The sequence below is a fragment of the Komagataeibacter nataicola genome, from assembly GCF_003207795.1.
Classification (GTDB): Bacteria; Pseudomonadota; Alphaproteobacteria; order Acetobacterales; family Acetobacteraceae; genus Komagataeibacter; species Komagataeibacter nataicola.
On sequence record NZ_NIRT01000013.1, the window covers coordinates 59,032 to 83,168 of the forward strand.

The 24,137-nt window shown below is 40.6% G+C and carries 20 protein-coding genes; 7 read left to right on the forward strand and 13 right to left on the reverse strand.

Features of this window, described 5'->3' with window-relative positions; translation table 11 throughout:
• Positions 1–524: 524 nt before the first annotated feature.
• Complete coding sequence (locus CDI09_RS09155; protein ID WP_078528290.1) at positions 525–3,533, forward strand: DEAD/DEAH box helicase family protein; 3,009 nt, start codon at positions 525–527, stop codon at positions 3,531–3,533.
• A 22-nt stretch (positions 3,534–3,555) separates the two neighbouring features.
• The gene (locus tag CDI09_RS09160) at positions 3,556–4,185 is read left to right on the forward strand and encodes an N-6 DNA methylase (protein WP_078528287.1); all 630 of its coding nucleotides are present in this window, start codon (positions 3,556–3,558) and stop codon (positions 4,183–4,185) included.
• A 355-nt stretch (positions 4,186–4,540) separates the two neighbouring features.
• Here the strand turns inward: CDI09_RS09160 and CDI09_RS17695 are convergent, their stop codons facing one another.
• Together CDI09_RS17695 and CDI09_RS09165 are read right to left on the reverse strand one after the other, a co-directional pair.
• Positions 4,541–5,503, reverse strand: coding sequence for a hypothetical protein (locus CDI09_RS17695; protein WP_146220853.1), 963 nt, complete (start codon positions 5,501–5,503; stop codon positions 4,541–4,543).
• Positions 5,504–5,948: 445 nt separating this feature from the next.
• Positions 5,949–6,818, reverse strand: coding sequence for a hypothetical protein (locus CDI09_RS09165; protein ID WP_146220854.1), 870 nt, complete (start codon positions 6,816–6,818; stop codon positions 5,949–5,951).
• Between the two features lie 149 nt (positions 6,819–6,967).
• On the opposite strand from CDI09_RS09165, the gene CDI09_RS17700 reads away from it, so the two are divergent.
• Positions 6,968–7,528, forward strand: a complete 561-nt coding sequence (locus CDI09_RS17700; protein WP_146220855.1) for a hypothetical protein — start codon at positions 6,968–6,970, stop codon at positions 7,526–7,528.
• 529 nt (positions 7,529–8,057) lie between these two features.
• On the opposite strand, the gene CDI09_RS09175 is transcribed toward CDI09_RS17700, so the two are convergent.
• The gene (locus CDI09_RS09175; RefSeq protein ID WP_078528435.1) at positions 8,058–9,437 is read right to left on the reverse strand and encodes a DNA adenine methylase; all 1,380 of its coding nucleotides are present in this window, start codon (positions 9,435–9,437) and stop codon (positions 8,058–8,060) included.
• Between the two features lie 659 nt (positions 9,438–10,096).
• Between CDI09_RS09175 and CDI09_RS09180 the strand changes: the two genes are divergently transcribed.
• The 3 genes from CDI09_RS09180 (at position 10,097) to CDI09_RS09190 (ending at position 12,236) form a co-directional block, all read left to right on the forward strand.
• Positions 10,097–10,597, forward strand: a complete 501-nt coding sequence (locus CDI09_RS09180) for a hypothetical protein (RefSeq protein ID WP_078528432.1) — start codon at positions 10,097–10,099, stop codon at positions 10,595–10,597.
• Positions 10,598–10,775: 178 nt separating this feature from the next.
• The gene (locus CDI09_RS09185) at positions 10,776–11,306 is read left to right on the forward strand and encodes a hypothetical protein (RefSeq protein ID WP_078528429.1); all 531 of its coding nucleotides are present in this window, start codon (positions 10,776–10,778) and stop codon (positions 11,304–11,306) included.
• A 192-nt stretch (positions 11,307–11,498) separates the two neighbouring features.
• Positions 11,499–12,236 carry a hypothetical protein gene (locus CDI09_RS09190; RefSeq protein ID WP_078528426.1) on the forward strand — a complete coding sequence of 246 codons (738 nt, stop codon included), beginning with the start codon at positions 11,499–11,501 and terminating at the stop codon, positions 12,234–12,236.
• Positions 12,237–12,591: 355 nt separating this feature from the next.
• On the opposite strand, the gene CDI09_RS17705 is transcribed toward CDI09_RS09190, so the two are convergent.
• Entirely contained in the window at positions 12,592–13,095 is a 504-nt protein-coding gene (locus tag CDI09_RS17705) for a hypothetical protein (protein ID WP_146220856.1), read from the reverse strand.
• 124 nt (positions 13,096–13,219) lie between these two features.
• Here CDI09_RS17705 and CDI09_RS17710 point away from each other — a divergent pair, with 124 nt between their 5' ends.
• Positions 13,220–13,729, forward strand: coding sequence for a hypothetical protein (locus CDI09_RS17710; protein ID WP_078528423.1), 510 nt, complete (start codon positions 13,220–13,222; stop codon positions 13,727–13,729).
• Between the two features lie 54 nt (positions 13,730–13,783).
• On the opposite strand, the gene CDI09_RS09195 is transcribed toward CDI09_RS17710, so the two are convergent.
• From CDI09_RS09195 to CDI09_RS09230, 9 genes are all read right to left on the reverse strand, one after another.
• Positions 13,784–14,104, reverse strand: coding sequence for a hypothetical protein (locus CDI09_RS09195; RefSeq protein ID WP_110571267.1), 321 nt, complete (start codon positions 14,102–14,104; stop codon positions 13,784–13,786).
• Between the two features lie 168 nt (positions 14,105–14,272).
• Entirely contained in the window at positions 14,273–15,010 is a 738-nt protein-coding gene (locus tag CDI09_RS09200) for a hypothetical protein (protein WP_146220857.1), read from the reverse strand.
• A 235-nt stretch (positions 15,011–15,245) separates the two neighbouring features.
• Positions 15,246–15,596, reverse strand: coding sequence for an HVO_A0114 family putative DNA-binding protein (locus CDI09_RS09205; RefSeq protein ID WP_078528453.1), 351 nt, complete (start codon positions 15,594–15,596; stop codon positions 15,246–15,248).
• Between the two features lie 2 nt (positions 15,597–15,598).
• Complete coding sequence (locus CDI09_RS09210) at positions 15,599–15,919, reverse strand: toxin-antitoxin system TumE family protein (protein WP_249034012.1); 321 nt, start codon at positions 15,917–15,919, stop codon at positions 15,599–15,601.
• Positions 15,920–17,021: 1,102 nt separating this feature from the next.
• On the reverse strand, positions 17,022–17,885 hold the full coding sequence (locus CDI09_RS17715; RefSeq protein ID WP_146220858.1) for a hypothetical protein: 864 nt from the start codon (positions 17,883–17,885) through the stop codon (positions 17,022–17,024).
• A gap of 84 nt (positions 17,886–17,969) precedes the next feature.
• Positions 17,970–18,680: a hypothetical protein gene (locus CDI09_RS17720; protein ID WP_146220859.1), complete on the reverse strand. Its 711-nt coding sequence runs from the start codon at positions 18,678–18,680 to the stop codon at positions 17,970–17,972.
• Positions 18,677–20,080: a hypothetical protein gene (locus tag CDI09_RS09220; RefSeq protein ID WP_110571268.1), complete on the reverse strand. Its 1,404-nt coding sequence runs from the start codon at positions 20,078–20,080 to the stop codon at positions 18,677–18,679. Before CDI09_RS09220 ends, CDI09_RS17720 begins: the two co-directional genes overlap by 4 nt.
• 89 nt (positions 20,081–20,169) lie before the next feature.
• On the reverse strand, positions 20,170–23,004 hold the full coding sequence (locus CDI09_RS09225) for a type IV secretory system conjugative DNA transfer family protein (RefSeq protein WP_110571269.1): 2,835 nt from the start codon (positions 23,002–23,004) through the stop codon (positions 20,170–20,172).
• 1 nt (position 23,005) lies between these two features.
• A complete protein-coding gene (locus CDI09_RS09230) occupies positions 23,006–23,719 on the reverse strand; it encodes a hypothetical protein (RefSeq protein WP_078528399.1) in 714 nt (237 codons plus the stop codon).
• Positions 23,720–24,137 lie beyond the last annotated feature (418 nt).

Below are 24,137 nucleotides of genomic sequence, written 5' to 3' on the forward strand. Positions count from 1 at the left end.
TGACGGTTGTGGACCATCATTGACGATGACTGTTTGGCGTGTTGATTGCATCCGATTGCTTGTTGTTTTCGGGTGTGGTCGCGCAGCGGCAGACTGGATTAATATTCCAGGCATCTTGATGTGCGGAGCGCATCAAGCGCGATAGCGCCTACCGTTTCCAGTTGACGATATGGAATCGGTTTTGATGTAATTTTTTGGCGTTTTCGAAAAAAAAGAATTCACGTACTTAGGCGTAGAATTCACGTGGTTTGAAGGATTCCCGAAACCTGCTGTATTTTTTTAGTTCAAAAGACTTGCTAAAGGCGGGAATTTAATAGGATAATAAAAGAGTGAAGGGGAATAACCGATTGGCTACCCCCCTTCAAATCTTTTTTGCCGGATGGCGCGAACCGCCGACAAGAAGGAAAACACCGCTGGACTTGGAACGTCATCAGGAACGTTTTCGCTTGAGTCAAAAGTTATCACCCTGTGATACTTCAGTCAAGAAAAAACGTCCCCGGTAACATTAAAAAAGGAGGACGACAATGACTGATATGATTTACGCACAGGGAAGCAAGACACAGATTGATATTCAAACAGCCTTAGAATCAAGGGAAACAGCGCCTTCTAATAAGGTTGATATGGTTTCATCCGATGTAGCCAGTCGTTTGCTTTCTGAGCGTTTGGATGTTTTCGGGACTGAAATCGAATCGTTTTATATGAAGGACAAGGAAGACCGTGACTCGGCACCGCGTCCATGTCTTGCCATTAAGGCACCGGCAGGCACGGGTAAGACTCGGCACATTCTGGACCTTGTGAAACGCCTAAATGAGCGTGATAGCGTTTTCAAAAGTCTGTATCTGGTTCCGTCCCTGGACCTTGCGGAACAGTTGAAAGAAATTGCCAGCGATTCGGGCATCAAGGTTCGCGTGATTCGTGGACGTTCGCAAGTTCGTGAAGATGCGGACCCTTCATTGCCTGAAATCGAACAGCCTCGCATGTGCCAAAGGTTCGTGGAGGCTGAAAAACTTTCATCTTTGTCATTAGATGTGAAAAGTCATCTATGTATCAAGAAGAAGGGCAAGGATAATAATGAAGAAAAGAAATGCCCATATTATGATACATGCCCATATATCAAACAAATGGAAAAGTTCAACGGGTTATCAATAGCATCTCATGCTTACATGTCTATCAAGGCTGATTGGTTATCTGAAGATAAGTTAGATTTGGTAATTATTGATGAATCCTTTTGGCAATCAATGCTGCGGCATCAGCAGTTCGAATTAAGCGAATTCAAGAAGATAGACAAGCCAAGCCGTCAAATACCATTAAAGAATTATCAGGCAAAAGCCGACATGTCGGCAGTTCAGATTGAAGATGCCTGGATGGAAGATACTTTATTTCATCATGAATGGAATGGCATTGTAAGCAAGGTTTTAAGTTATGCTTATGTTGAAGAAAAAGATTATTTCCTTGCCTCTGATTTCACTGATGCAGGCATAACAGCAGACATTGCGGAACGTATGTATCGTTTGGAATACATGCGTCTTGATCGTCCGAATATTACTCCTGATATGTCGGATGGCGAAATAGCGGACGCGTTGAAAGATGCCATCAAGCAGGATGTATTTTCATATGCCCGTTTTTGGAAAAATCTATCTGAAGAATTACGTGTTCGTGTAAGCAATGATGACCATAAAGGGGTCATGCATTCGGTTTCCATGGACTGGTCTGGTAAGCCAAGAATCCTTTTGCATTCACATAAGTCAGCGAAGTTCACAACGGTTCCAACGGTTGTCATCGATGCTGATTTGGACAAGGAATTGACAACGGAATTCCTTCCTATTTTCCGTGACCGTGATGACCGTTTTTTTGAACTGAATGTTCAAATGTCTGAGCATGTTAAGTTCACACAGGTCACGAACACACCGCTTTCCAAAAGCACGTTTTCTCCGTTTGGTGACAAGTTGCCTTTAGCTACGATGCGTAAAGCCCAATATGCGCGTAACCGCGTGTTCGATGCCATGAAGAACATAGCGATTGCCACAGGCTTAACGGATGACGGACGGGCTTTGACGCCAGAACAGCAGGAACGTAAGCCTTTGCTGTGTTCGTATAAGGCGATAGGGGATTATTGGACTGGTCAGGATTATCATTCCAAGCGTCGTGAACAGAACGCTTACAGCCCGATTCCAGGGTATGACGGTCGGTATGACAGCTTGCCAGCGAATGAGGATGGATTAGCGTTCCGTGATGACCCGGATAGCGTACCATTTGACTTCGCGCATTTCGGGAATCTAAGGGGCAAGGACCAGTGGAAGAACACGAATTGCAATGTGGTCCTTGGTCGCAATGAGCCACCAGTTTCGGGCTTGGAGGATACGGCAAGGGCTGTTTTCTATAAGTCGCCTTCGGAAATTGTGTTCATTGATGCGAATGAGGATGGCAACAAGTTTTTGCCCAGGAAACCTGAAAACATTCCTACCAAAAAAGGTGGAATACACACGGTTAATGTTTCCTTTCATCCCGACCGCAATGTTGACCGCATTTTAAGGCAAATACGCGAAAGCGAATTGACACAGGCGATTGGTCGCGCCCGTCCGATACATCGTGATAGACCCCTTGAAATCATTATTGCCACGAATGTTCCTGTTCCTGGTTTAATTCCAGACCGTGCATGCACATATGAGCAGTTCATCGGTAGCAGAAGTTTTGAATGTTTGATGGACGGTTTGTTGCCGCAGGAATCACAAACGGCTCATGAACTGTTCCCCGAAACTTTCCGCACTTCGTCTTCCTTACAAGCGATACGGAAACGCTTTGATTTGTTAATGGAACTGATGAAGACCTATCAGGCTCATAACTTGTATGAGGTTGCTTACAAGGTCATGCGCAATGGCAAATCGTTAACACGTAAGGGTTTGGTGTTTGCCCCCGAAGGCGTTCATACGATTGAAGGCAGGATGTCACGTGTCATCAAGGAAGAATTCAAGATTTCCGACATCAAGTGTGCTGGTGAATATGTTGAAGAAATAGCGCCGACCTTCAAGACGAAACCTGAAGATTATGTACTATCGAAGTCACAGATTTCGGCGCGTGTAGAAGTTGCCAAGGGCGATATTAAATTAAAGGGTGGTTACACGAACGAAGATATTGAGTTCTGTGTTCATGAATATAATGAAATGCTGGACTGGATAGATGACCACAAATGTCCTGGTGATGATTTCTGGAGTAAGTTCAAGTCATCAAGGGGTTGCAGGTTTGGAGGGTGTGATTTTGAAGGTGTGATGTCGATTGACAGGACATTGGAACCACCAAAATATGACATTCCAGTTTTCCCATTCCAGGTATTCCGTGATTATGCCTTTGAAGGCGGCAAGTTGACATGGAGCAGTTCAGACCTTGATGAAGTTGAAATGCGTTTTTGGCTAACGTGTTTTAAGGAAAAGTATTCATTGACGAGCGAACAGGTCTACATGGATTTTAAGAGATACATGATGTCGACTTCTTTTGAAAACATGAAGGGTCGTGTTCTTGAAGATGTGCCATTTTAATATGATATAAGGGGGGGGATATATGAATATAGAAGAATTTTATAGTGGTGCAGGCAAGATTTATGACCGATATAAGGTGAAGAACCGTGACCGTTGTTTTATGACATCGGTTGCAATGTTTGCTGTTATTTTATCGGTAAGGGTTACGGGAAGGCAGGCATCTTACTCGGACATCACGGGGAAAGATATAAATGAGGTCATGCCTGTTTTCATCAAGGACTATCACAAGGTTCAGTTGATAGACAGTTTTGAAGGGTGGTCAGACCTTTTAGATTTCATGTCAAAGGTTCCGTTGAATTTAGGGGATTACACGGGACGCTGGTATGAAATGTCCAATGACTACAAGGATAATGCCCTATTCCAGACCCCTGATGATGTGACCAATCTGGTGTTCGAACTGGTGAAACAAAGGGTAGGCAACGAGGCACCAGAAGATATCAAGATTTATGACCCTACGGCTGGTACGGGTGCTTTTCTGCTTGAGGCGAAACGCCGGGGCATGAAGACATACGGGCAAGAAGTGGACCATGAAACCTTCATTGGTCTTCACGCCAATATGTTCTTCCTGAATATGCATCAAGCCATGGTGGATGCAAAAAAGTCTGGACCAATGAAGGCTTTTGAACAGTTTTCCAAGATAATTAACACCTGATTTACAAATCAATAATTAAGGCTTGGTCTCAGGTTCCTGATGCTATCGCATTGTGACACGCAAAAGCATATCACCAGGCCCGTGTGTAATGTGAGTTAGCAGGGCAGGGGCTTAGATATCGACCTGAGCGCCTGCGGCGTTTTGTCATCATGTGCCCCGATAGGGCTGATCGATTTCCAAACATCATTTTTTTGCTAACACACACCTACCACGGGCTTTTCAGCGCGATAGCGCCTTTATCCTGATGACAAATCAAGGGAATTCATCCGCCCGGTGCGCTCATGTTATCACGCATAAAAAAAGCCCCCGGTCATCACAACCAAAGGGCTTAATTGTTTGATATTATGATGATACCTTACATACTCATGGAACGGGTTTCTTCTTCTGATTCAGGTATCTGTTCCTGTTCCTGTTTTGAATCCATGGATTTGATAGCATCCTTTAAGGCTTCTTTTTCTTCAGGCTTTTTTATATACGTAATATCTGTTTTTTCGGATAAGGGGGTATTCTTAATATCGATATGTCCTCCTGCTATTGTAACTTTATCTAAATCAATAGTTGTTAAACCACTATCATGTGCAAATACCCCACCACGAACTTTACTATTGAATTCGGTAAGGTTTTTACAAAAACTAATGTTAACAGCCCCTAATGTGACATCCGGGGAAATTGTTCTTAAATTGCTACCTGTTGCAGAAAAATAACCTGGAACATTATGTTTCCATTCAGTTAAGTTTTCACATTCGCCTACAAAGACACTCTCCCCGAACTCAGCATTAGGTCCAATTTTTGCTAAACCACTGTTTCTTGCAAAAAAACCACCTTCAACTTTATGGTTCCATTCTGTTATATTTTTACAACCATTAATATTAACATCTTTTAGAACAACATCTTCTGGTATGTTTTTGATAGCATCTTCACCTAAATATAACTTACCATCTTTTGACACGGCATAAGGTGAAAGACCTATTTTGCCGCTATCGAACTTTACATTATTATCAGATGCATTTTTAATGCTATCAATTCCAAGGTAATAATCTCCATCATTAGATATGGCATAATCTACACCTGAGATATTTTCAGGCTTTAATTCGTTTAAAATGTTTTCAGCAAAGGGTAAATGTTCATCTTTAAATGTGGTTACATCTTTATTATCCATTCCATATAAAGATGCCTCATTTTTTTTCCCGTCTAAAAAAATATTTCCTTGATTTTCACCATTTTTATCAAGTAATCGGTATACAGCATCTTCCTTATTAATTGCCTTTTCGTTTATCCATTTTAACCCATTTTCATATTCAATCATTGTCTTAGCCATAATAAACTTCCTCCCCTGTTAGGCTGTGCATAACAACCTGTTATATATCAACACCTCTTATGTTAACATCCATTTGGCAATATAACAAATATCTGCATAATGACTAATGTCATATCATCATATCTGATAGCTCATTATGTCATATAATAAGATACCATAACATATGATTGGTTTTTGATGCTATCGCATATCAGGCCCGTATAATGTGTGTGTTATCAGGTAGGGTAGGGGATTGATATCGGCTCATACGCCATGCGGCGCTTTTGTCATCATTCACGCCGCAGGCGCTCAAGCGATATCCAGACCATGAATGATTGAAGACACACACTCACCACGGGCTTATCAGCGCGATAGCGCCACACCTGGTCACCAGACATAAAAAAAGCCCTTGGTCATCACAACCATAAGGCTTAATTGTTTGATATCATGATGATACCTGTTTTTTTTACATCTTCATGGAATATTCTTCTTCAGGTTCAGGTGTCTGTTCAGGTTCCTGTTTTGAATCCATAGATTTGATAGCATCCATGAAGGCTTTTTTTTCTTCGGGGGTTTCGATTACATACATGCCGATTTTGTCGGATAATGGTGTATTTCTTATAATAACATAACCACCAAACTCGGCATTTGGTCCTATGGTTTCTAATGGTGTGTAATGTGCATAAAAAGTTCTGGTTACCTTATGGTTCCACTCTGAAATATCGCAATCTGCGATAAAAACGTATTTTAATACAACATCATCAGGAATGTTTTTGATGTCATCTCCATTAATATATAATGTGCCATCTTCTGCAAGTGCATAAACATAATCCACATAATCGCAATACTCATTTTCTTTTATTCTTATGTCGTCAAACTTTACATTGTTCATGTATGCATGTTTAATTTCTTCATCCCCGACATATAATTTGCCTTCTTTGGAAATAGCAAAACTTTCTTTCATATAAACTTTATCAAGTCTTATGCTATTCTCGGATGCCTGTTTAATACTATCCATGCCAACGTAGTATATTCCGTCTTCGGATATCGCATAATCTACGTTTGATATGTGACCAGGGTTTAACTGATTAACAAAGTCTTCCACCATTGGAATACATTTATCATCCTTGTTCAAAAATGACATGTTCGAAATGTAGTCTTCTTTAATTTCATATTTTACACTAACTTGTGTGTTTCCGTCTTTATCAACCAAGTTATAAAAGCAATCATATGCATCATAAGTTCCTGGTCTTGCAAAGTAACTTTTCAATTCATCCGGAACAAGTGTTTGATTCCATTCGGAACCATCTTCATATTTAATCATTGTTTTAGCCATAATTAATATCCTCCCTGTTATGCTGTGTATAACAACCTGTTACAACATCATTAATGTTAACAGCCCCCCGGTAATAAAACAAACATCATCATGATAGATAATTACTCGATAACATAGGAATAAGACATTATTCCCGGTAAACTGAATATATGGATATCAATAAAGGGGGGGGTATGAACATGTTAGATGAATATTTAAAACAACCTGGTGAATTCAAGGGGGATGAATTTAGAAGGCATAGATTAAGAACACATAGGAATGTCATTCATTATGGTGACAAAAGGTGGATTGAATTGTTATCACACAAGGCAAAAGTGCAAGCATGTAATATGTTGTATATTAACATGATGTCGCATCAAGACACTTCAATATTCCTGAACAATGCCTTTTGTGAACTGATACCTAAAAATAGCTGGTCATTGCCGGAAGAAATATTAATGGCTATTCATGATGATAATTTACGGGTCTTTTTGCTATTAGAAGACTTCAACAAACTTATCTTTCAAATCATGACCAAGGAAAAACTGTTTCCAGCCATCGGGATTGAAGACGATGATTTCTGTGTCAATCTTGAAGATGACAGAAAAATCAAAGACCTGATGCGATATATTTTTCCGTGGCAAAACCCACAAAAGTTAAAATTACTGTTTCCGACACATTATATATGCAAGCAACCAGTCATCATCAGGCGTGTTCGCAGGAAGAAGTGACCGGTCACGATGAATGAAACCAGCAACCGTCAGTGTTCATATCGAACGCCGGCGGTTTTGAATTTTATGAGAACAAAAAGTGTTCTAATATCGTGCCATGGCACACAATCGTTCACGGGCATCATACATCGAAGAACGCAAACATCTTATGATGACCGGGCTTGGTTTCTATGCGCCTGAATGGCATTTCAGGCTACGATGCCCACAATGCAGGGTGTCACGCAATTTGCCCGTCAGGAACCTGTGTGAGCGTCTTGGAACCGATATCCAGGTGAAGGACGTAATATCCCGGTTCAGGTGCCAGGCGTGCGGTACACAGCCTTCAGACATACACCTGGTCAACAGCAGGTTCAGGCATTCCATAGACCTCATAGGAAGTCTGTTTTAGGATTTCATCGACCAGCGGGAATATGTTGGCATAAAAAAGATTATGACATAATCGGATGCGTGGTGGCTGGACCGGACTGGTGCCCTGATTTTATCAAGACACCATCATATGTCACGGGTCATGATGCCTACTCGTATGTGATTATGCCGCCTTGGTGAAGGATGTGAAATCGACCGGCACAATCTGGTCATCATGGATGACGTATGGTGCCTGCGGCACCGTGTATGTGCTGTTATCGCCATCCAGATAGTTTTCGATGACCTGGATGACCTCGTTGTCGTTACGGGCATCGTTGATGTTCGGGTTCGTCACACGGATATGTCGTGCCTTCTTGCGTGCCATGAAGACGTACTCCACCAGGTCATCTTCATCGTTTTCGCGTTCAATGGTGTTCCCGTCCTTTCGTGCAATGACATTCTGTGAATTCATCGCGTGTCCTTTGACAAACAGCCTGAAGGTTTTCATATCGCAACCTGCCTGCTCGAACACAAACCGGAAATCATCCACGGTTAGAAGGCTTTTGTTCGAATATGAAAACATGACGTATTTTGCCTTGGTGTTTTCAATCAGGCGGATGAACTTTGGAATCACGTCTTCCTTGTGATTGCGTTCCAGCGGTTCCGTGTATCCTTTGGTGTTAACGGGTTTCATGGTTTTCCCGAACAGTTCAGGACGGCTATTTTCGACCAGTGTGTTCCACAGGTGATAGAACGACGAATAACGAACGCTTGCGCTCATTTTGACATTGTTCGTGCCATACGGGGGGTCAAAGTATGCGATGTCGCATGACACCTTACCGTTTTCGAAGACATCTCCAGTCATGTTTTCATGATTGAAGGTGTGGTGTGTATCCAGTTCAGGAAGGATGAACACGATATCTTTTTTGGTATTTGACGACCAATTTTTTAGATATCCGTTTTGATGTCCGACGATGTTAGACACTTTGCTAACGGCAAGCATCAGTGTTAGCAGCAGAACATTTTTTTGGATATCATCCAGTTTGCCTTCATCGAACCAGCAATCAATTAGATTACGGGCGATTTCGATGATTTTGGCGTTATCAGTTATCCAGATTTTATTAAACCCGTCATCCCCGACTGCGCTACCGTTGTTATAATCGGTGGAATAGTTATCAACGAAGAAACCGTCCACCAGCCCTTCATATCTCAGGCTTTCGTAATCGGATGCTTTGATTGAATTCAGGGCATCGATGAACGGCTTGTAGAATGCCGGTGATGACTGATTGCACATGTAGGCATCACAGATGACCTTTGTGAATGTTTGCTTATCATTGGTGATGACCTTGAACCGGTCATGGAAGTGATAAGCGACCCTACCGCTCCCGGAAAAGGCATCAAAGAATGTGCGAACATTGGTGTCATGGACGACATTTCCAAAATACCAGTCCATGGCGTTTTCGATGAAATCAACCAGTTTGGCTTTCGACCCCATATACTGGATTGTCTGCATACCGGCTTTGGTGTTGCCCGTGAAATCCAAGCCATCAAGGTTATTAAACATATGGAACCCTCCTAAGTGTCTAAACCGGTATCAGTGATTTAGATATAGGGAGGGTTTCGGTTAATTGTCAATCGATGAAATCTAACAAAACCTTCGACATTAACCTAAGTCCTTGAGATTGCTCAAGAACTTTTTTTATAAAACCTTATCATCAAATAAGGTTCCATAACCTTAATATGTTAAATGTCATCAAATGATAAAAAAGTTTAGATTTCAGGAAGATTTCGCTTGACAGATGACATAACTTAATTCATAACGGTCTCTCTCTCACGGAACAAGTTAGTCAAATGGTTGACTGATAGATGCCAGTGAGGATGAAAGGGGGGCTATGGGATAACAAACAACGGACGACCGTAAACATACCAGCCTGAACTGATATTTGGTTACCTGTGAAGTGCTCAATGATGTCAGGTGGAATGGATACGGTCCCCGTATCAAAGGGGGGGACATGGCAAGGTGGAAGGACGCCATGTCCCCAGGTAACAACTTCTGCTGTGTGAGGAAAACACAACATAGGAGGTTCCCGGTGATATCCAGGATATCAGGGGAATATAGTTACCGTAATCTATTAAATTGGAGTGTTCAAGGTTTTTTTGGACATCCGCAAAGGGGAATGGTCATGGTGACTTTTTCATAATTAATAAGGGAGAACTATTAACATGGATATATCTATTAGTGACATGTTTAAAGATGTCATGGTTTCTCAGGATGCAATTGAAATAGATGAAATCTGTTTTGACGAAGACAGGGATGATTTCATCATTGAGTTCTTTGGTGGATGTCTTCCTGATGATGTGAATATGGACAATCCTCTTGAAGAAGGTGACAAAGACATCTTCTGGGATTGCCTACGTCTCAGCAATGGTGCTTTGCTGATGACGCCGAACATCGATGATGATGATGACCATGTACCTTTTGTCGTCAAACATTATAATGGTGTCATCCCCCCGGTCATTGCCGGTTTGATTGCCTGCATTGAGTTTCAAAAGGGGGCTTATGACCAGGCTATCAGTGTAATTGACACGACCTCGGACATGATGACCAGGGCTATGGCGCATGGTGTGGCATCCAGGACTGGTGAACAATTAGCAAAGCTCATTGAGTTTGCGAACAGCATTCCGCATCGGGATGACATCATACGTATTTTTGAGAATAGATAACGTATCCCCTTCCCTGCTCTTGTTTACATGAAGTCTTGTATTTCAAAAACAAGGGCACAAGTTGCCTCCATCAAAATCTTTCATAAGCATTACTTAAACATGGAAGACTTTGACGGGAGCAATTCCCGGCTAAACGGTTCACATGGTGTGAAATCGTAGCAACATAAGGAGATTACACATGAACAAATCCAATGGTCGCATACAGGCAACTATGGTTCCTGATGATAAGCGTATCCAGTTTGAACGGGACTTTTTCAACATTCGTGGAAACGACCTAATTGAACATATGATTTTCGTAAAAAAACTAATGCAATTAGTTAGCCCTTCTTATCATACATTGCATTGGAAATATATGGAATTGAATAACGGTGGTCTATTCATGTATCCAGATTTGATTAGTGATGATACAATTGTCGCCAATATAAATCCTGGAAGTTCTTCTACTCCATTAACTACGGTAGATTATGGAATAGAATCAAGCCTGATGTTTTTCATAAAATGTGTAAGATTTCAGGAATTGCATATTAAAACCTTAAGGGGTGGCGAACGTAAGTTCATCAAAGCGGATATGGATTATTCAAAGCGAATGCATAAGTTAATTATGTATTACGTTGAACAGCTTGATACCTGTTTTGATATTCTTGATGTTTATAATGCAGATTTAAAAACATACACGGATAGTCTTATGGAATATCATATGGCTGCATAAAGTTTTTAGGTTTGTCTTTTGGTGCTATCGCACTGATGCTATCGCATCAAGCCCGGTGATAGTGTGTGTTATCATATAGCTGTAGGTATGATGTCTATTTTTCTTATTACCTACGGTTAAATGGTAACAAACATTAAGGTATCAAAAGCGCACCTTATTACGACTACTAATTAATTTTAAAGGAGATTGAAAATGAGTAATTCAGATGACATGAGCATTCTTAATAACATGTTCCATTATGACTGGAATTATGACCTGTTTAGATATGGTGTTATAACATTAGGCAAGGCTGTAAGACTTACAAAACTATATGATATTTACCCTCTTCCTTCTGATATCAGGTTTGTCAAACTTGATGATATCAATGTGGCGATAAAGGATGACAATATCATTCTTGCCATTGAATACGAAGGGTATGTTTTGGTAGAAGATTTTAAAGAAAGGATTAACATAGAGCATATGGAAAGCAATTTTAAGGCAATTGTAAAAGATTACATTGAAATTGCAAGAAGTAATAATGATAACTACAAATATTACAGTAGAAGGGCTATTGATTTCATGAATAAAATAACTGATGAACTTAATTCAAAAGGTAAATCAGGGTTTCATGTAGTTCTTAAAGATAATGAGTTTTATGTCATAAATAACGGAAATGCTTACTGTATCGAAGGCACTGATTTACGGGATGTGACGGATAAAGAAATGCAGGATATTGTAGAAACCACTCTTGATAATTATAATCAGGGCAAAATTATAAAAACATCTTGTTATCCAGATTGCGATACATCAACCGAAGGTAAAATACCAAAGTTATACATGTTCCCTGAAGACGTAAAAACTATTATTGAAATGAAAAAAGAAGAACGTATAAAATATGAACTTGAAAGGCAAGAGTATTTAAAAGAAGACCACAGCGACGCTCCCTTTTAAAAGGATTATATTTGGTGACATTCATCATATGTCACCATTTAAACGCCATGCGACTAAATGATAAGGTAACAAGACATATGTTTGTCTTTTGGTGCTATCGCACATCAAGCCCGGTATGTATGTGTGTTAGCATATGATATGATTTATGATTTCGTCTCATGCGCCTGCGGCGTTTTGTCATCATTTAGCCGCAGGCGCTCAAGCGATATCAAATCCATGGAATGCTTGAAGACTCACCATCACCACGGGCTTATAGCGCGATAGCGCCCTTATCACTGAAAACAAGACATAGAAAAAAGCCCCCTGAAACCTAATTCAAGGGGACCGATTTCATAGAAAATAATATGGTCACATATTATCCAAATTCATAATGCCTGGTGTTTATTTGCATCAACCATTTGCTTGCGTTTTCAATAATCTGTTTTTCTTCTGTTGTTTCTGCAACATTAAGACCTGTTACTTTTGCAAGTGGTGTGTTTGATATACAAACCAGCCCTTTTATTTTGGTAGCATCAAGACATTCCAGTTTGCTGCCTGATGCACTGAAGATGCCATCAACAGGATTATGCCATTCTGTTATTTTACAATTCTGTATTCCGACATATTTTCCAAAGATTGCATCTGGATTGATTGTTTCCAGGCTACTACCTGATGCATAAAAATAACCATCTACATCGTTGTTCCATTCATAAATATGTTTGCAATCATTGATGACAACTGTTTGCCATATGACATCATTATCATCCTGATGACACTTGATTAACTGTTCACCGGCAACCATATCCCCGTTTTTCATAATACAATATGATTTCGGTTTCTTAATTTCTAATGGTTTATAATTAAATGATTTTTTAACCATAACATGTTCCTCCTTTGTTATATTTTTCCTTTTTAAGATGTTACCGGCTTATACAGCCCATACCTAATATGTCATGTTTTCTGTTAGCATATAATCATGGTTAACAAATAAGGAGGATGACATAATGACAAATGTAATCAGTGATAAAGAATTCAAAGAAGGACAGAAGGAAATGTCTACATTCGACATGGACACATCCCGTCTCAGTCAACAACCATATGCAATATCAACAGACGGACGTATGTTTTTTGGCGAACAGGACATCATGAATGCTCCAGATGATGCTGTGTTCCAAAAAGTGAACATCAACAATGGCGTGGAAATTACAGAATGGACCCGACCAGTTAAAGGCAACCTGTATGCAACAGGTAGCGCCCTGCAATCAGTAGATGCCGATATAGACGGTGTGCTTGTTGTCATGGCATGCCAAGACATGGAAAGCATCCAAGGGTCTGCAAAATCCATCCACGCCGATTTCAGTTCAGTGAAATCGATTGAAGTTGTAGCCGATGTCGTAAGTGCCGATAATTGCCGATATGTAGAAGACATCAGGGGCGAAATTGGAAACGTGTCGGCTGATAACACAGACTGTAGTGATATTACAGAATCCAGTAGTTATGGAAGAAGACGATAGACACAAGAAAGGGGGCAAATGCCCCCTATTTTTATTGCCTACATACATATGATATTATTTGCGTGCCTTGGCATTCCTTTTTTCAATATCAATCAGCATGTTGACATAATTTTCACCACAGAACCATCTAATGATGTCCAGTTTCAAATCCTTGCTATCACCATTTACAAGCCAATAAATGAACTGAACTCCCTGATAACCATGATATCTTGTGCCAATATCAGCAATCACATAAATCCCAAATATGCCAATAACACCAAGTGTCACCATGAAAAATATGAAAGGTAACAGAAAATATAAAGCAAGCAATGCCATCAAAAAACTTGTTGCAAGTAAAATATTTCCACCTATTTTTGAATTGATAAATCTAAGCATTTCAAATCTCCTTTTTATGTAACCACTTCACTTGAAGTGACCTCCTACTTTCATTAAACCAAACCATATATATTAAATACAAGTATTTCGAACATAATAAATTAAAAAAATGTGTTGACCTGTTTTTAAGGATATCTATAACTTATTTATAGATACCCGTTTATTATATTAATTTTCTTCCAGTGATTGGATAACGGTATCAAGATTGACTGAATATTTACCGACATAATCTCTGTCACCATATGAACTTCTATTAAAGTTTGCTGATGCGATGTCATCAATCATTTTGGATTTCATGTTAATTTCTTCTAATTTGTTGGAGGCATCTTTGAACACTTCCTGTGCTTCTTCAAAATAACTTCTGTTATCCCTTGATTTTCCTTGTTTAACAGACCATACCATTTTTCTAATTGCTGTTTCCAGGTCATTTACATCAATGATGCCTTTGATTTTTTCTTCTATTTGTTTGTTAAGATTTTCATTTTCTTTCTGTGCTGCTTCGAAGTTTTCTTTAACACTTTCTATTTCAGCCCTTTTTGCATTCAAAGTTTCTAATAATTCTTTTTTCTTAGCAATCGAAGTTTTCAGGTCTTCAAAATTATTGGATATGCATTCCAAGGATTTAAGAACACCATCAATTTCTTTCTGTGTTAATTCAGCCTCTTCTTCAAGAACCTGCTTTGCTTCAATTTCTGCAAGCGCATCCTTGGTTTCTTCCTGAAACCTTTCAAGTTTCTTTAAAGAACGTGGTCCGACAAACCAGGCTGTATCACCAGCACTCCACTTTGCTGTTTTAAAAATAGCCTTGAAGTCATCTTTAATCTCATATGGAACCTTAACCAAATAACCCTTTTCAACTTCTTTAAATGTAATCATATCAGTTCCCCTTGATATTCCAGCAATCATTATTGATTGCCCCCTACATTCATTAAACCAAATCATATATATTAATTGCAAGTATTTCGAACATAATGACACAAAAAAATATGTTAATCTGTTTTATCTTAGGAAGGTAAGGGTTTATATGATAAAGATTTAACAAGGCATAAAAAAAGCCCTGCATGTCAACAGGGCTTTTCAGGGGTTTTCTACTTGATTAATGTTACCGGGCATCGAATTAAATTCCAAATATTTTGGAATATCAGGCTGCCTTTTTTCCTTTTAGTGTGAAGTCGACGTGTATTTCATCGTATGGAAACTCGATGCATCCGTTTTCTGTTTTGTTGATGATACCTGCTGATATCAAGCTTTTGATATCGGTATGAACGGCTTTGACATCACGATTGACGCGCCGTGCGACTTCACGGATTGCCATTGGTCCTTGGCTTGTCATGGCTTCCATGATTTCCATTCGCTTTGGTGTCATCACTTTCCACAACAGGTCCATGCTTTCGAAACTGATGAACTCGCCTACCTGGATGCCTTTCAGGGCTGATAGGGCGCGACGTTTGGTGTCTGCAAGCGATGAAATGCCAAGCGTTACCGTTTTCATGTTCATGCCTCCATTCTTGATTCAACATCATCCATGAAATCTACAATCAGTTGTTCCATGCTGATGAATGTGTATGAGACCTCACCACCATCAATATGTTTATGGTCCCCCTTCCCTGCTTCGTTATCGTAGCGAATGATGCATTCACCATTCATCACGAACGCCAGGCGATATTTGAAATCGTGTTCGCTTGCCGGAACGGGAACAGGAACCTTCCATATTACAATTTCAACAAACGCGGTCGGTGACACCACGTTGCGTTCACGTACCATCAAAACCGCTTTCATGTTGTCATCAATAACAACACCTTCCCCTGTTGTCAATCACTACAACACCCGTGACATCAAGAAATGCATTCAGGGGGGTGTTCACGGAATATTACAGAAAATTACCGCTAACGTTAAAAAGCCGTTACACGTGTGTTTTCCAAGCCGTTACAAATGCATTACGCAAATGCTAAAAAGATAACCATTACAACAGGTTACATACGGTTTTAGGTTTGCGTGTTGAACACGGTAACATGTTCAAAAACTGATTTTTTGGAAAAATGGACCCCGCCGGGGCATCATCAAGTCATCAAAAATTGGATGTTTGCAAAAACACCAAAATAACACTTGTTGACTATTGTAATGTTTTCAACACTTTAACAGTAATATTTACACAAACGTCGCCCGTTTGTCAATTCACCAAACTGGTTATAAGGAATCCCTATAGCCAATTTGCTGAATCTTCTCTTAAGAATGGTTTTCGTGGATTCAGATTATTAATCGATTTCGAAAACTATATTTTCTTGTCTTTGGTGCTATCGCACTGAGATGCAAAAGCATCTCAAGCCCGGGGATGTGTGTGTTATCAAAAAAAGGGATTTAGAATTCCTTGAGCGCCTGCGGCGTGAACAAGAACGAAAAACCGAAGGGATGAATCGATATCCAGGGCATCATCTGGAAACAAATACCATCCACGGGCTTGTCGCGCGATAGCGCCCCCTTCCCCGTCATCAATCATCCATACACCACCCCAGGTCATCACCCTGATACGATAATACGACCAGAAAGCCACAGGATGACGATACAGTGCTATTCCCCCGTTAACCCGTCACATTGGACCACTTGATAACAGAATGCCCCTGAAAACGTCTTATATGGCATTTACACGACACATCAGGATGTCACTACGACTATAACCATGCCTAAAAACACCACAGGATGCCCGTACAGCCCTTTGAATTGCAAAATGGCATACATTACCCGTTAGGCATCAAAGGGGTCTGTAATGTCAAAAAACGGCATACTGATTGGCAAGACACATTATGCGCCTGGTGTTCATAGGCTGTTATGATATCAGGGCATAAAAAAACGTTACCGGGAATATTCCTGATAACGTTTCAATGTCGTTAAAGCCACGTTAAAAGTCGGTTAAAAAATATCACATGTTGCTCAGGTCAAGATGTGGCTTTGGTTTTTCAGGTGCAGGTGTCGGGGCTGGTGTAGCCACTGGTGCTGGTTGTGCAGTCTGTGTGGTTGTGGTTGATGCAACGGGTGCTGGTGCTGTGCTTTCCGTGGATGCGTTGAAACCTGAAGGCTGTGTTGCTGGTTTGCTTAAAACAGTTTGTGACTGTTCCCTTGCTTGCGCTATTTCAGCCTGTTTGGAATCTTCCTCTTTTTGTTCTTTTTGTCTTTCTTCCTTTTCCTGTTCTTCAAGTTTGGCATCTTCCTGTTCACGTGCCTTCAATCTTGCCTCACGTAATTCCAGTGCTTTTTCACGCTTGCTTTCACCGTTATCGGATTCAACCTGCTGATGTCTTGGTCTGGAAACAGGCGCGGCAACAGCGCGCTCAGGTTGTGTCTGTTGTCCACCTGATGTTCTAATTTGTGGATTACCCGTCCACAGTCCATCAGCGAAACACATTTGACCGGTGACCTGGATTATGCCGGTTGAATTACGGGCTTGTGCCTCGAAATAGGCGCATGGTTCCTGACCACTCCCTGAAACATTAACCAATGCCTCCATACCGTGAACATTTCTGGAAACAGATGTTGTATTTTTCAGTGCATGACCAATTAAGTGCGTGAATTCTTTTTGCTGTTCACCGGAAAACCCAAGCGGTGACATTCTGCGTTCAATGTCGGATTTTACGAAACTTGATAGATTGCTGGTTTTCATTAAACCAGTCACAGAAAAATCTTCGGCTCTATTTACAACATTGCCAAGGAAACTTCCAAATCCACCAGCATGTGCATTAACAGGAATAGATGCAATAGCAACTGCAATAAAAATCTTCTTTATCATATTAAATCTCCTTTGCTGTATTAATACCTCCCACTTAATGTTACCGGCTATAATACAAATTGCAAAGGAAACTATTTCATATGATTAAAAAGAAGTATTGTCCGAATTATCGACTTCATTTGTAATCAAATCGGCTATTTCATCACTTAATGAACTTACTTTTATGTCGGAAACCAGTTCCCTGATTTCATTAATATCCGGCATCCCGTCTGTGTTTTCCTGCATGTCATCGGGGACATCATCATGAAAGTCGGGAATTGATGACATGACATCTTCGGGAATACCTTCATGGAAATCATCAGGAATGTCATTTTGCATGGCTTCTCTTGCCTCCTTGGCTTCATCACTAAGTGAAAAATCGGTCATTTCGGCAATATCAGGCATATCTTCGGGAATGATATTCACGTCTTCATCGATGCCTGGTTCATCTTTGTTTTTATGACTATCATTCATATCTTTTTTTTCCTGTGCAAATGCTGAAAACAGGACTTTTGGTACTTTTGGCGGTGCCTGCATTGCCGGTCTGGGTTCCTGATTTATTGTATCACGTAACTTTTCATCTTTGTTAGAAAAAAGTTCATCAACATTCACATCAACATGTATGTCATCCAAATACTCAGCCTGGATAACAGATACCTGCATATTGAAGATTGGAAACAACACATCAGGGTATGTAACCCCCTTGAAAGGACTTGATGACACTTCTTCATCTTCTTCGATGATAGAAAGTCTTTTGTCAATGTATGCAAAACACTGTTTTGACAAGCGGGTATCTTTATCACTAATACTAATCATGACATTGTCCTGTATTCATCATCATTATGATATGTCTGTTGTTCCATCTGCTCCTGTTCTTCTTGCATTTTTTCGTTATCCTCCTGATATCTTGAACTGTTATCCGACAACTGATTTAACAGATTAATATTCAGTGCTGAATTTGGTTTCTGTTCAGCGGTTTCTGTTTCGGTTGACTGCTCCTTATCAGTTGTTTGTTTTTCATCTTGTTTTTTATCCCTTACCTGGTCTTCTTGGGGGCTTTTTTTTTGTTCATCCTGTTCATTAGCTTGTGACATCTTTTTCAAGGCATCTAATGTTTCAGGTTTTAATGCTGAATTTGGTTTCTGTTCAGGTTCTTTGATTTCAGGTGTCATCTTTGGCTCAGGCTGTTGCTGTTTTTGTGTGTCATCCTGTTGCTGTGTGTTTTCGCGTTCACGTGCAAACTGCATGTTATCCATAGCTAATTTGTATGTTGCTGTTTCACCATGAAGTGCCTTTTCGTTTTCAGCCACAGATTGCCACATGGCATCAGGTGACTGCTGTTTATCTTCCATGATTGTTGCGTACAGTTGCGGGTTCTTTTCTTGCATATCTGAAGACCGGGCATATGCTTTATGTGTTTCCTGCAATCGGGCAAGTGCTTCTGCTTGTGCCTGCGGCGGGATTTCTACTTTTTGTTCGAAAGGAACTGATTGAAGTTTCTGTTCACGAACCATGGCATCATTCAGTGTGTGTGCATCTTGTCGCGCCTGGTCACGTTCCTGCTTGTATTCCTTATATTCCTTGGTTTCGCCACGCATCAGGTATTCTTTGTTAGCAATGTCATTCCAGACATCTGCTTTGTATGATGCTGTTTCGCGTTCACGTGCCATGCCGGTCATCTTGGCTCCGTAGTCATCACCTTTTTCTTTGAATTCGGATTCCTTGGTATCAAGGTCTGCGCGTTCATTCTGGTGGTTGTTGTCACGTGCCAATGCCTGCATGCGGGCTTTTTCCCAATCAGCGGGACCGGCTCCGGCACCAGGCGTCTTGGAATATTTTCCTTCTAAGGATTCAGGCTTAGATGCTTCAACGGGAACTTCTGCGCCTGCTTTTGCCATTAAATATTTTTCGGCATCCCAGGGTGTTTTTTCGTTATCGAAGTCGTCTTTTGATTTGTTCCAGTATTCTTCCTGAGCGTGAATGTCTTTGGTGCGTTGTTCGTCTTTTTGGCGTTGTTCTTCACTAAGTTGACGTGACCGTTCTGTTGCCTCTTTCATCATGTCATCGCGTAACATCTGTTCCTTTGACATGTTTTCTTTTTTGATAGCCTCATCTTTCATCATGTCATCACGTGACATCTGTTCTTTTGCCATCTGTTCATCACGTGCCATCTGTTCCTGTTTGATAGCATCTTGTCTTTTTTGTTCATCATCCATTATCTTTCTCCTATTTTGTTGTTTCCTATCTTCCATACTAATAGACCCCGATGAAAAATACCGGGGTCTTTAATAATTAGATTTGGATATCATGCGGCGTTTTTAACGATATCACCGTTTTCATCTCTTACGATGTGACCATTTTCATCGATAACATCATCTTCACCGCAATATGTTTCCATTTCAAAGAAGTCGATGACATAGTTATCTGCGACCTGAACGAAACCAAATGCGATATTGGAACCCGTCATCATGTCTGTATCACGGAACACAGGCTGTTCTTGAAGTCCTTTCAATGCATCCAGGTTCTTGTCTTCACCACGGGCAAATTGGGATTTGTATGGTGTATAAATTTGATTAAACGATTTTGTTTTCGTTCCAAATATATGTTTCATAAAGAATATGACGAACGGGTTAACTTCTTCACATGTGAAAATATTGATTGGAAATGTAACCAATGCAATTAATGATATTACTGCACGTGCAAACACTGATGCATCATGGATATTAAAGTAGAACAATTTTCTTAGTATATGATGTGTTTTCATAACAAGGTTTGTCGGCTGGTTATATGTAATATCCACATCAGGAACCAGCAATTCACGTTGACCTTGTGTTTCGTATGCCGTGTCTTCTGCTGCATATCCACCAAGAATTGTGCCACCAAGATTTGCGAAATATTCGTTTGTTTCCTTGGATTCAGAACGAAGATTGAACTTAGAACGGAAGTTATCCAGTATGTTTTGCGTTGTTTCCTTACCAAGTCTTTTTTCAAGCGCCACGATAGACTGTGTAGCAACCAGACCGATTGTGCCCGTGGAACGGTTAATGTTCCAGAATTCAGCATCCGATTCAGCGCCACCACTGGTAGCAAGCATCTGGAATTCATCGGCAACGAACAAGACCTGTTCTTTCTTACAACGTTCTGGTGTTTCGTTTTGTTTTCTACGCTGATGCATCTTGAAACGTGTGGACAACCATACAGTCACGATACGACCGACAACACCCCATTCAGATTCACCTACGCTTATCATCAGGACGCCACCATTCGATGCGTGGTCAACGTCACACATTTCTTCTGCAGGCAAGCGACCTGTGCAGAAACGGTCACGAAGGATACCAGCAGAACCGAACTTACCAGTCAGGACGTTGACGTTTGCGATAACGGAACCGCGTGTGTCTTTTGGCATCGATGCCCAGTCATTCTTACAGTAAGACATAGCGATGATGAATGCAGGTGTAATCATGTATTCAGCAAGTTCATTCATGGCGTCATCGGTCATGTTTAACTTATTGTCTTCAATAGTAAGACGGTTCATGACTTCTTCAAGGAATGCTACACATTTTTCCAGAAGTTTTGGATTGGTTGCCATACCAGCAACACCCATCAGGGACCATGGACGGAAAGCTGAGAACTCAGCCCATTTATGGACTTCTGGTATCATTTCAAGTGTATATGCCAGGGTAGCTGAGTATGTGACGATTGTTGTTGCCTGTTCACTCCAGAAGATGTCATCACTTTCACCGACAACCTGTTTCAAGATTGTTCCGAACATTGTAGCAAGTTCAAGTGGTGTCATGCCCTGTAGAAGATTGATACCGAATTGACCATCACCTGTTCCGATGACACGGATGTCTGAACGGGAACGAACTACGTTCATTTCGATGATATCTTTCCAAAGAACACCCTTACCGTCTGTGACATACATTCCTGATTTATAGCCTTCGGGCATTTTTGCAGACATATAGCGATAAATGTAAGGTTTCAGGATTGTTTCCGTCTTACCAGAACCAGTACCACCGAAGACGATGTTATTTTGACGAACGGAAAAGAAGTCTTGACCACAGACTTGACCTTTCATCGGACCATGCAAATGGCTACCAGAACGGGCGACACCTTGTGCTTTACCAAATGGATAGACGGGTTGACCACGTGTAGCACCAGCAATCGCTTTATCAACTGAATCGTTGTATTCTTTCAATTCCATTTCAAGTTTGCCGCTGTAATGTTTCCACACAACAAGTGCATCTTTTGTAGGAACGGCAAGTTGTTCATTTGCTTTGTTCCAGAATTTATTGATGTTATTAACAAACATCAAGTATGTTGATACAGGACTTAGGGCAACCGATGTGAACGCGGCAACAATAAACAGACTTGCCAAGCATACAAATACTGTAAGGTAATTATAAACAGGGAATATATATGCTGTTGTCATATCAACACCAGGTTCATTAACCCATGTCGGTGTAGGTATCTTGCCACCACTGAGATATGCCCAGAACAATGCGCCGAAGATGAATGAGAATGCGAAGAAACGCGCCTGTATGCTGTTTGCTTTTTCAACAGAACCGTAAGCAAGTGCCCTGATGTTTTTCAATGTAAACTTGCGCCATGCCAATAATGTAACATCGTCACCTGTAACCAGACGACCATACCAGACTAATGAACGACGAAAATGGTCAGGAATGGTTTTAAACAGGAATGCATACTTTGGTTCGCTGTATGTTTTCTTTGCAATAGCAAGACGTGCCTCACGTGATGCGCTTGCATATTCACCATCATTTAAGCCATCTTCATGTGCCAATTCATACTTTTCAGCCAGCATGTCTTCTAATTCATTCAAGTCCTTTGTATAAGGGATATAACGTGTATTCCCGGCAATATTCATAATGAAATCATTTATCATGCCAAGAACATAAGCCATAAAACCAATATAGGCGGCAAAACCTTTTATAATATAACTTGTTACACTACGACCAGTGAACCTTTTAACTGCTAATGGAAGTATGCACAAAATGGCAATCACAATAATTGCATTCATACCAAGATGTGTTATAAAATCCACGTTTAAATGTGGCATTGTAGGCATGTGCAATAATGACATGCCCGGTATATCACCTGTATTATTTGATAAGTCCATCATATTATTTTTCCTCCTTTTTATCTTCTTTACGTGTATCCTTTGCCATTACTGCTAAAGGGTCTAAATTAAACATGGAGCCACATTCCTGGTTTTTATCAGCGATAGGGTTTCCGACCATGACCTCACACATTCCTTGATTGAATGCGACGTATTCAAGCCGTCCATCTACCCAAGCCAATAATGTAACCGGCGGAACACCTGCAACATTATTCTTGTTGACGATAAGAACACCATTTGACATTTGTTGAACGATATTTGGTTCAAATGCTTTTTCAGGTATGGTGATTGTAGGCTGTGGTTGAACACTTGCGACCAATTCCCACTTTGCATAATCCATGCCATATTTATCGATATCAGACCTTAAAGCCTGCTCGAGAACAATGAACTGGTCATGATTCAAGCCTTGGTAAGCCGTATCCAGTTTTTGTGCTAACTGAGCATATTTGTATGAATATGTGCCATCCAAGCCCGGTATCGACGTGTAATGCTGAGGGTCCGGCAACACAGTCGTTGATGCCTTTTCCATCATCACCATTAACACACCAGGCAATGCGAAGAACATGAATATGCTAACAAATAAAGTAGCATACGCCCTTACCAGTATTCCTAGTCTTCCCTGAAGAACGTAGGAATTCAGTTGTTCACCGTAAACCTTCCCTTCGGGAACTAACTGTTCCCAATCTTGTTCTGTTTTATGAATGTTATCATCCGACATGTTAAACGTCCCCCCTTTTTTGTTATCCACATATTAAATGTTAGAGGAAACACCTTACATATTACAAGCATAATAAATAAAATAATTGCATATATTAAATGCGGGTTGTCAACCAGCAATATAATAAGGTTACGTCATGTTATATGATTGTCTTTTGATGCTTCGCATATCAGGCCCGGTGATAATAATGCCTACATAACATCAGCATTTAAGATTTCGCTTGAGCGCCTGCGGCGTGAACGATAACGAAAAACCGAAGGTATGAATCGATATCCAGACCATGAATAACTGGAGACATTATACACCACGGGCTTTGGTAAGGCTTTGCCTTACAGCGCGATAGCGCCCCCTTCCTTGGTGACCAGACATAAAAAAAGGAACCGTGAATGGTTCCCTAATTCTTTGTTTCAGGCGTGGT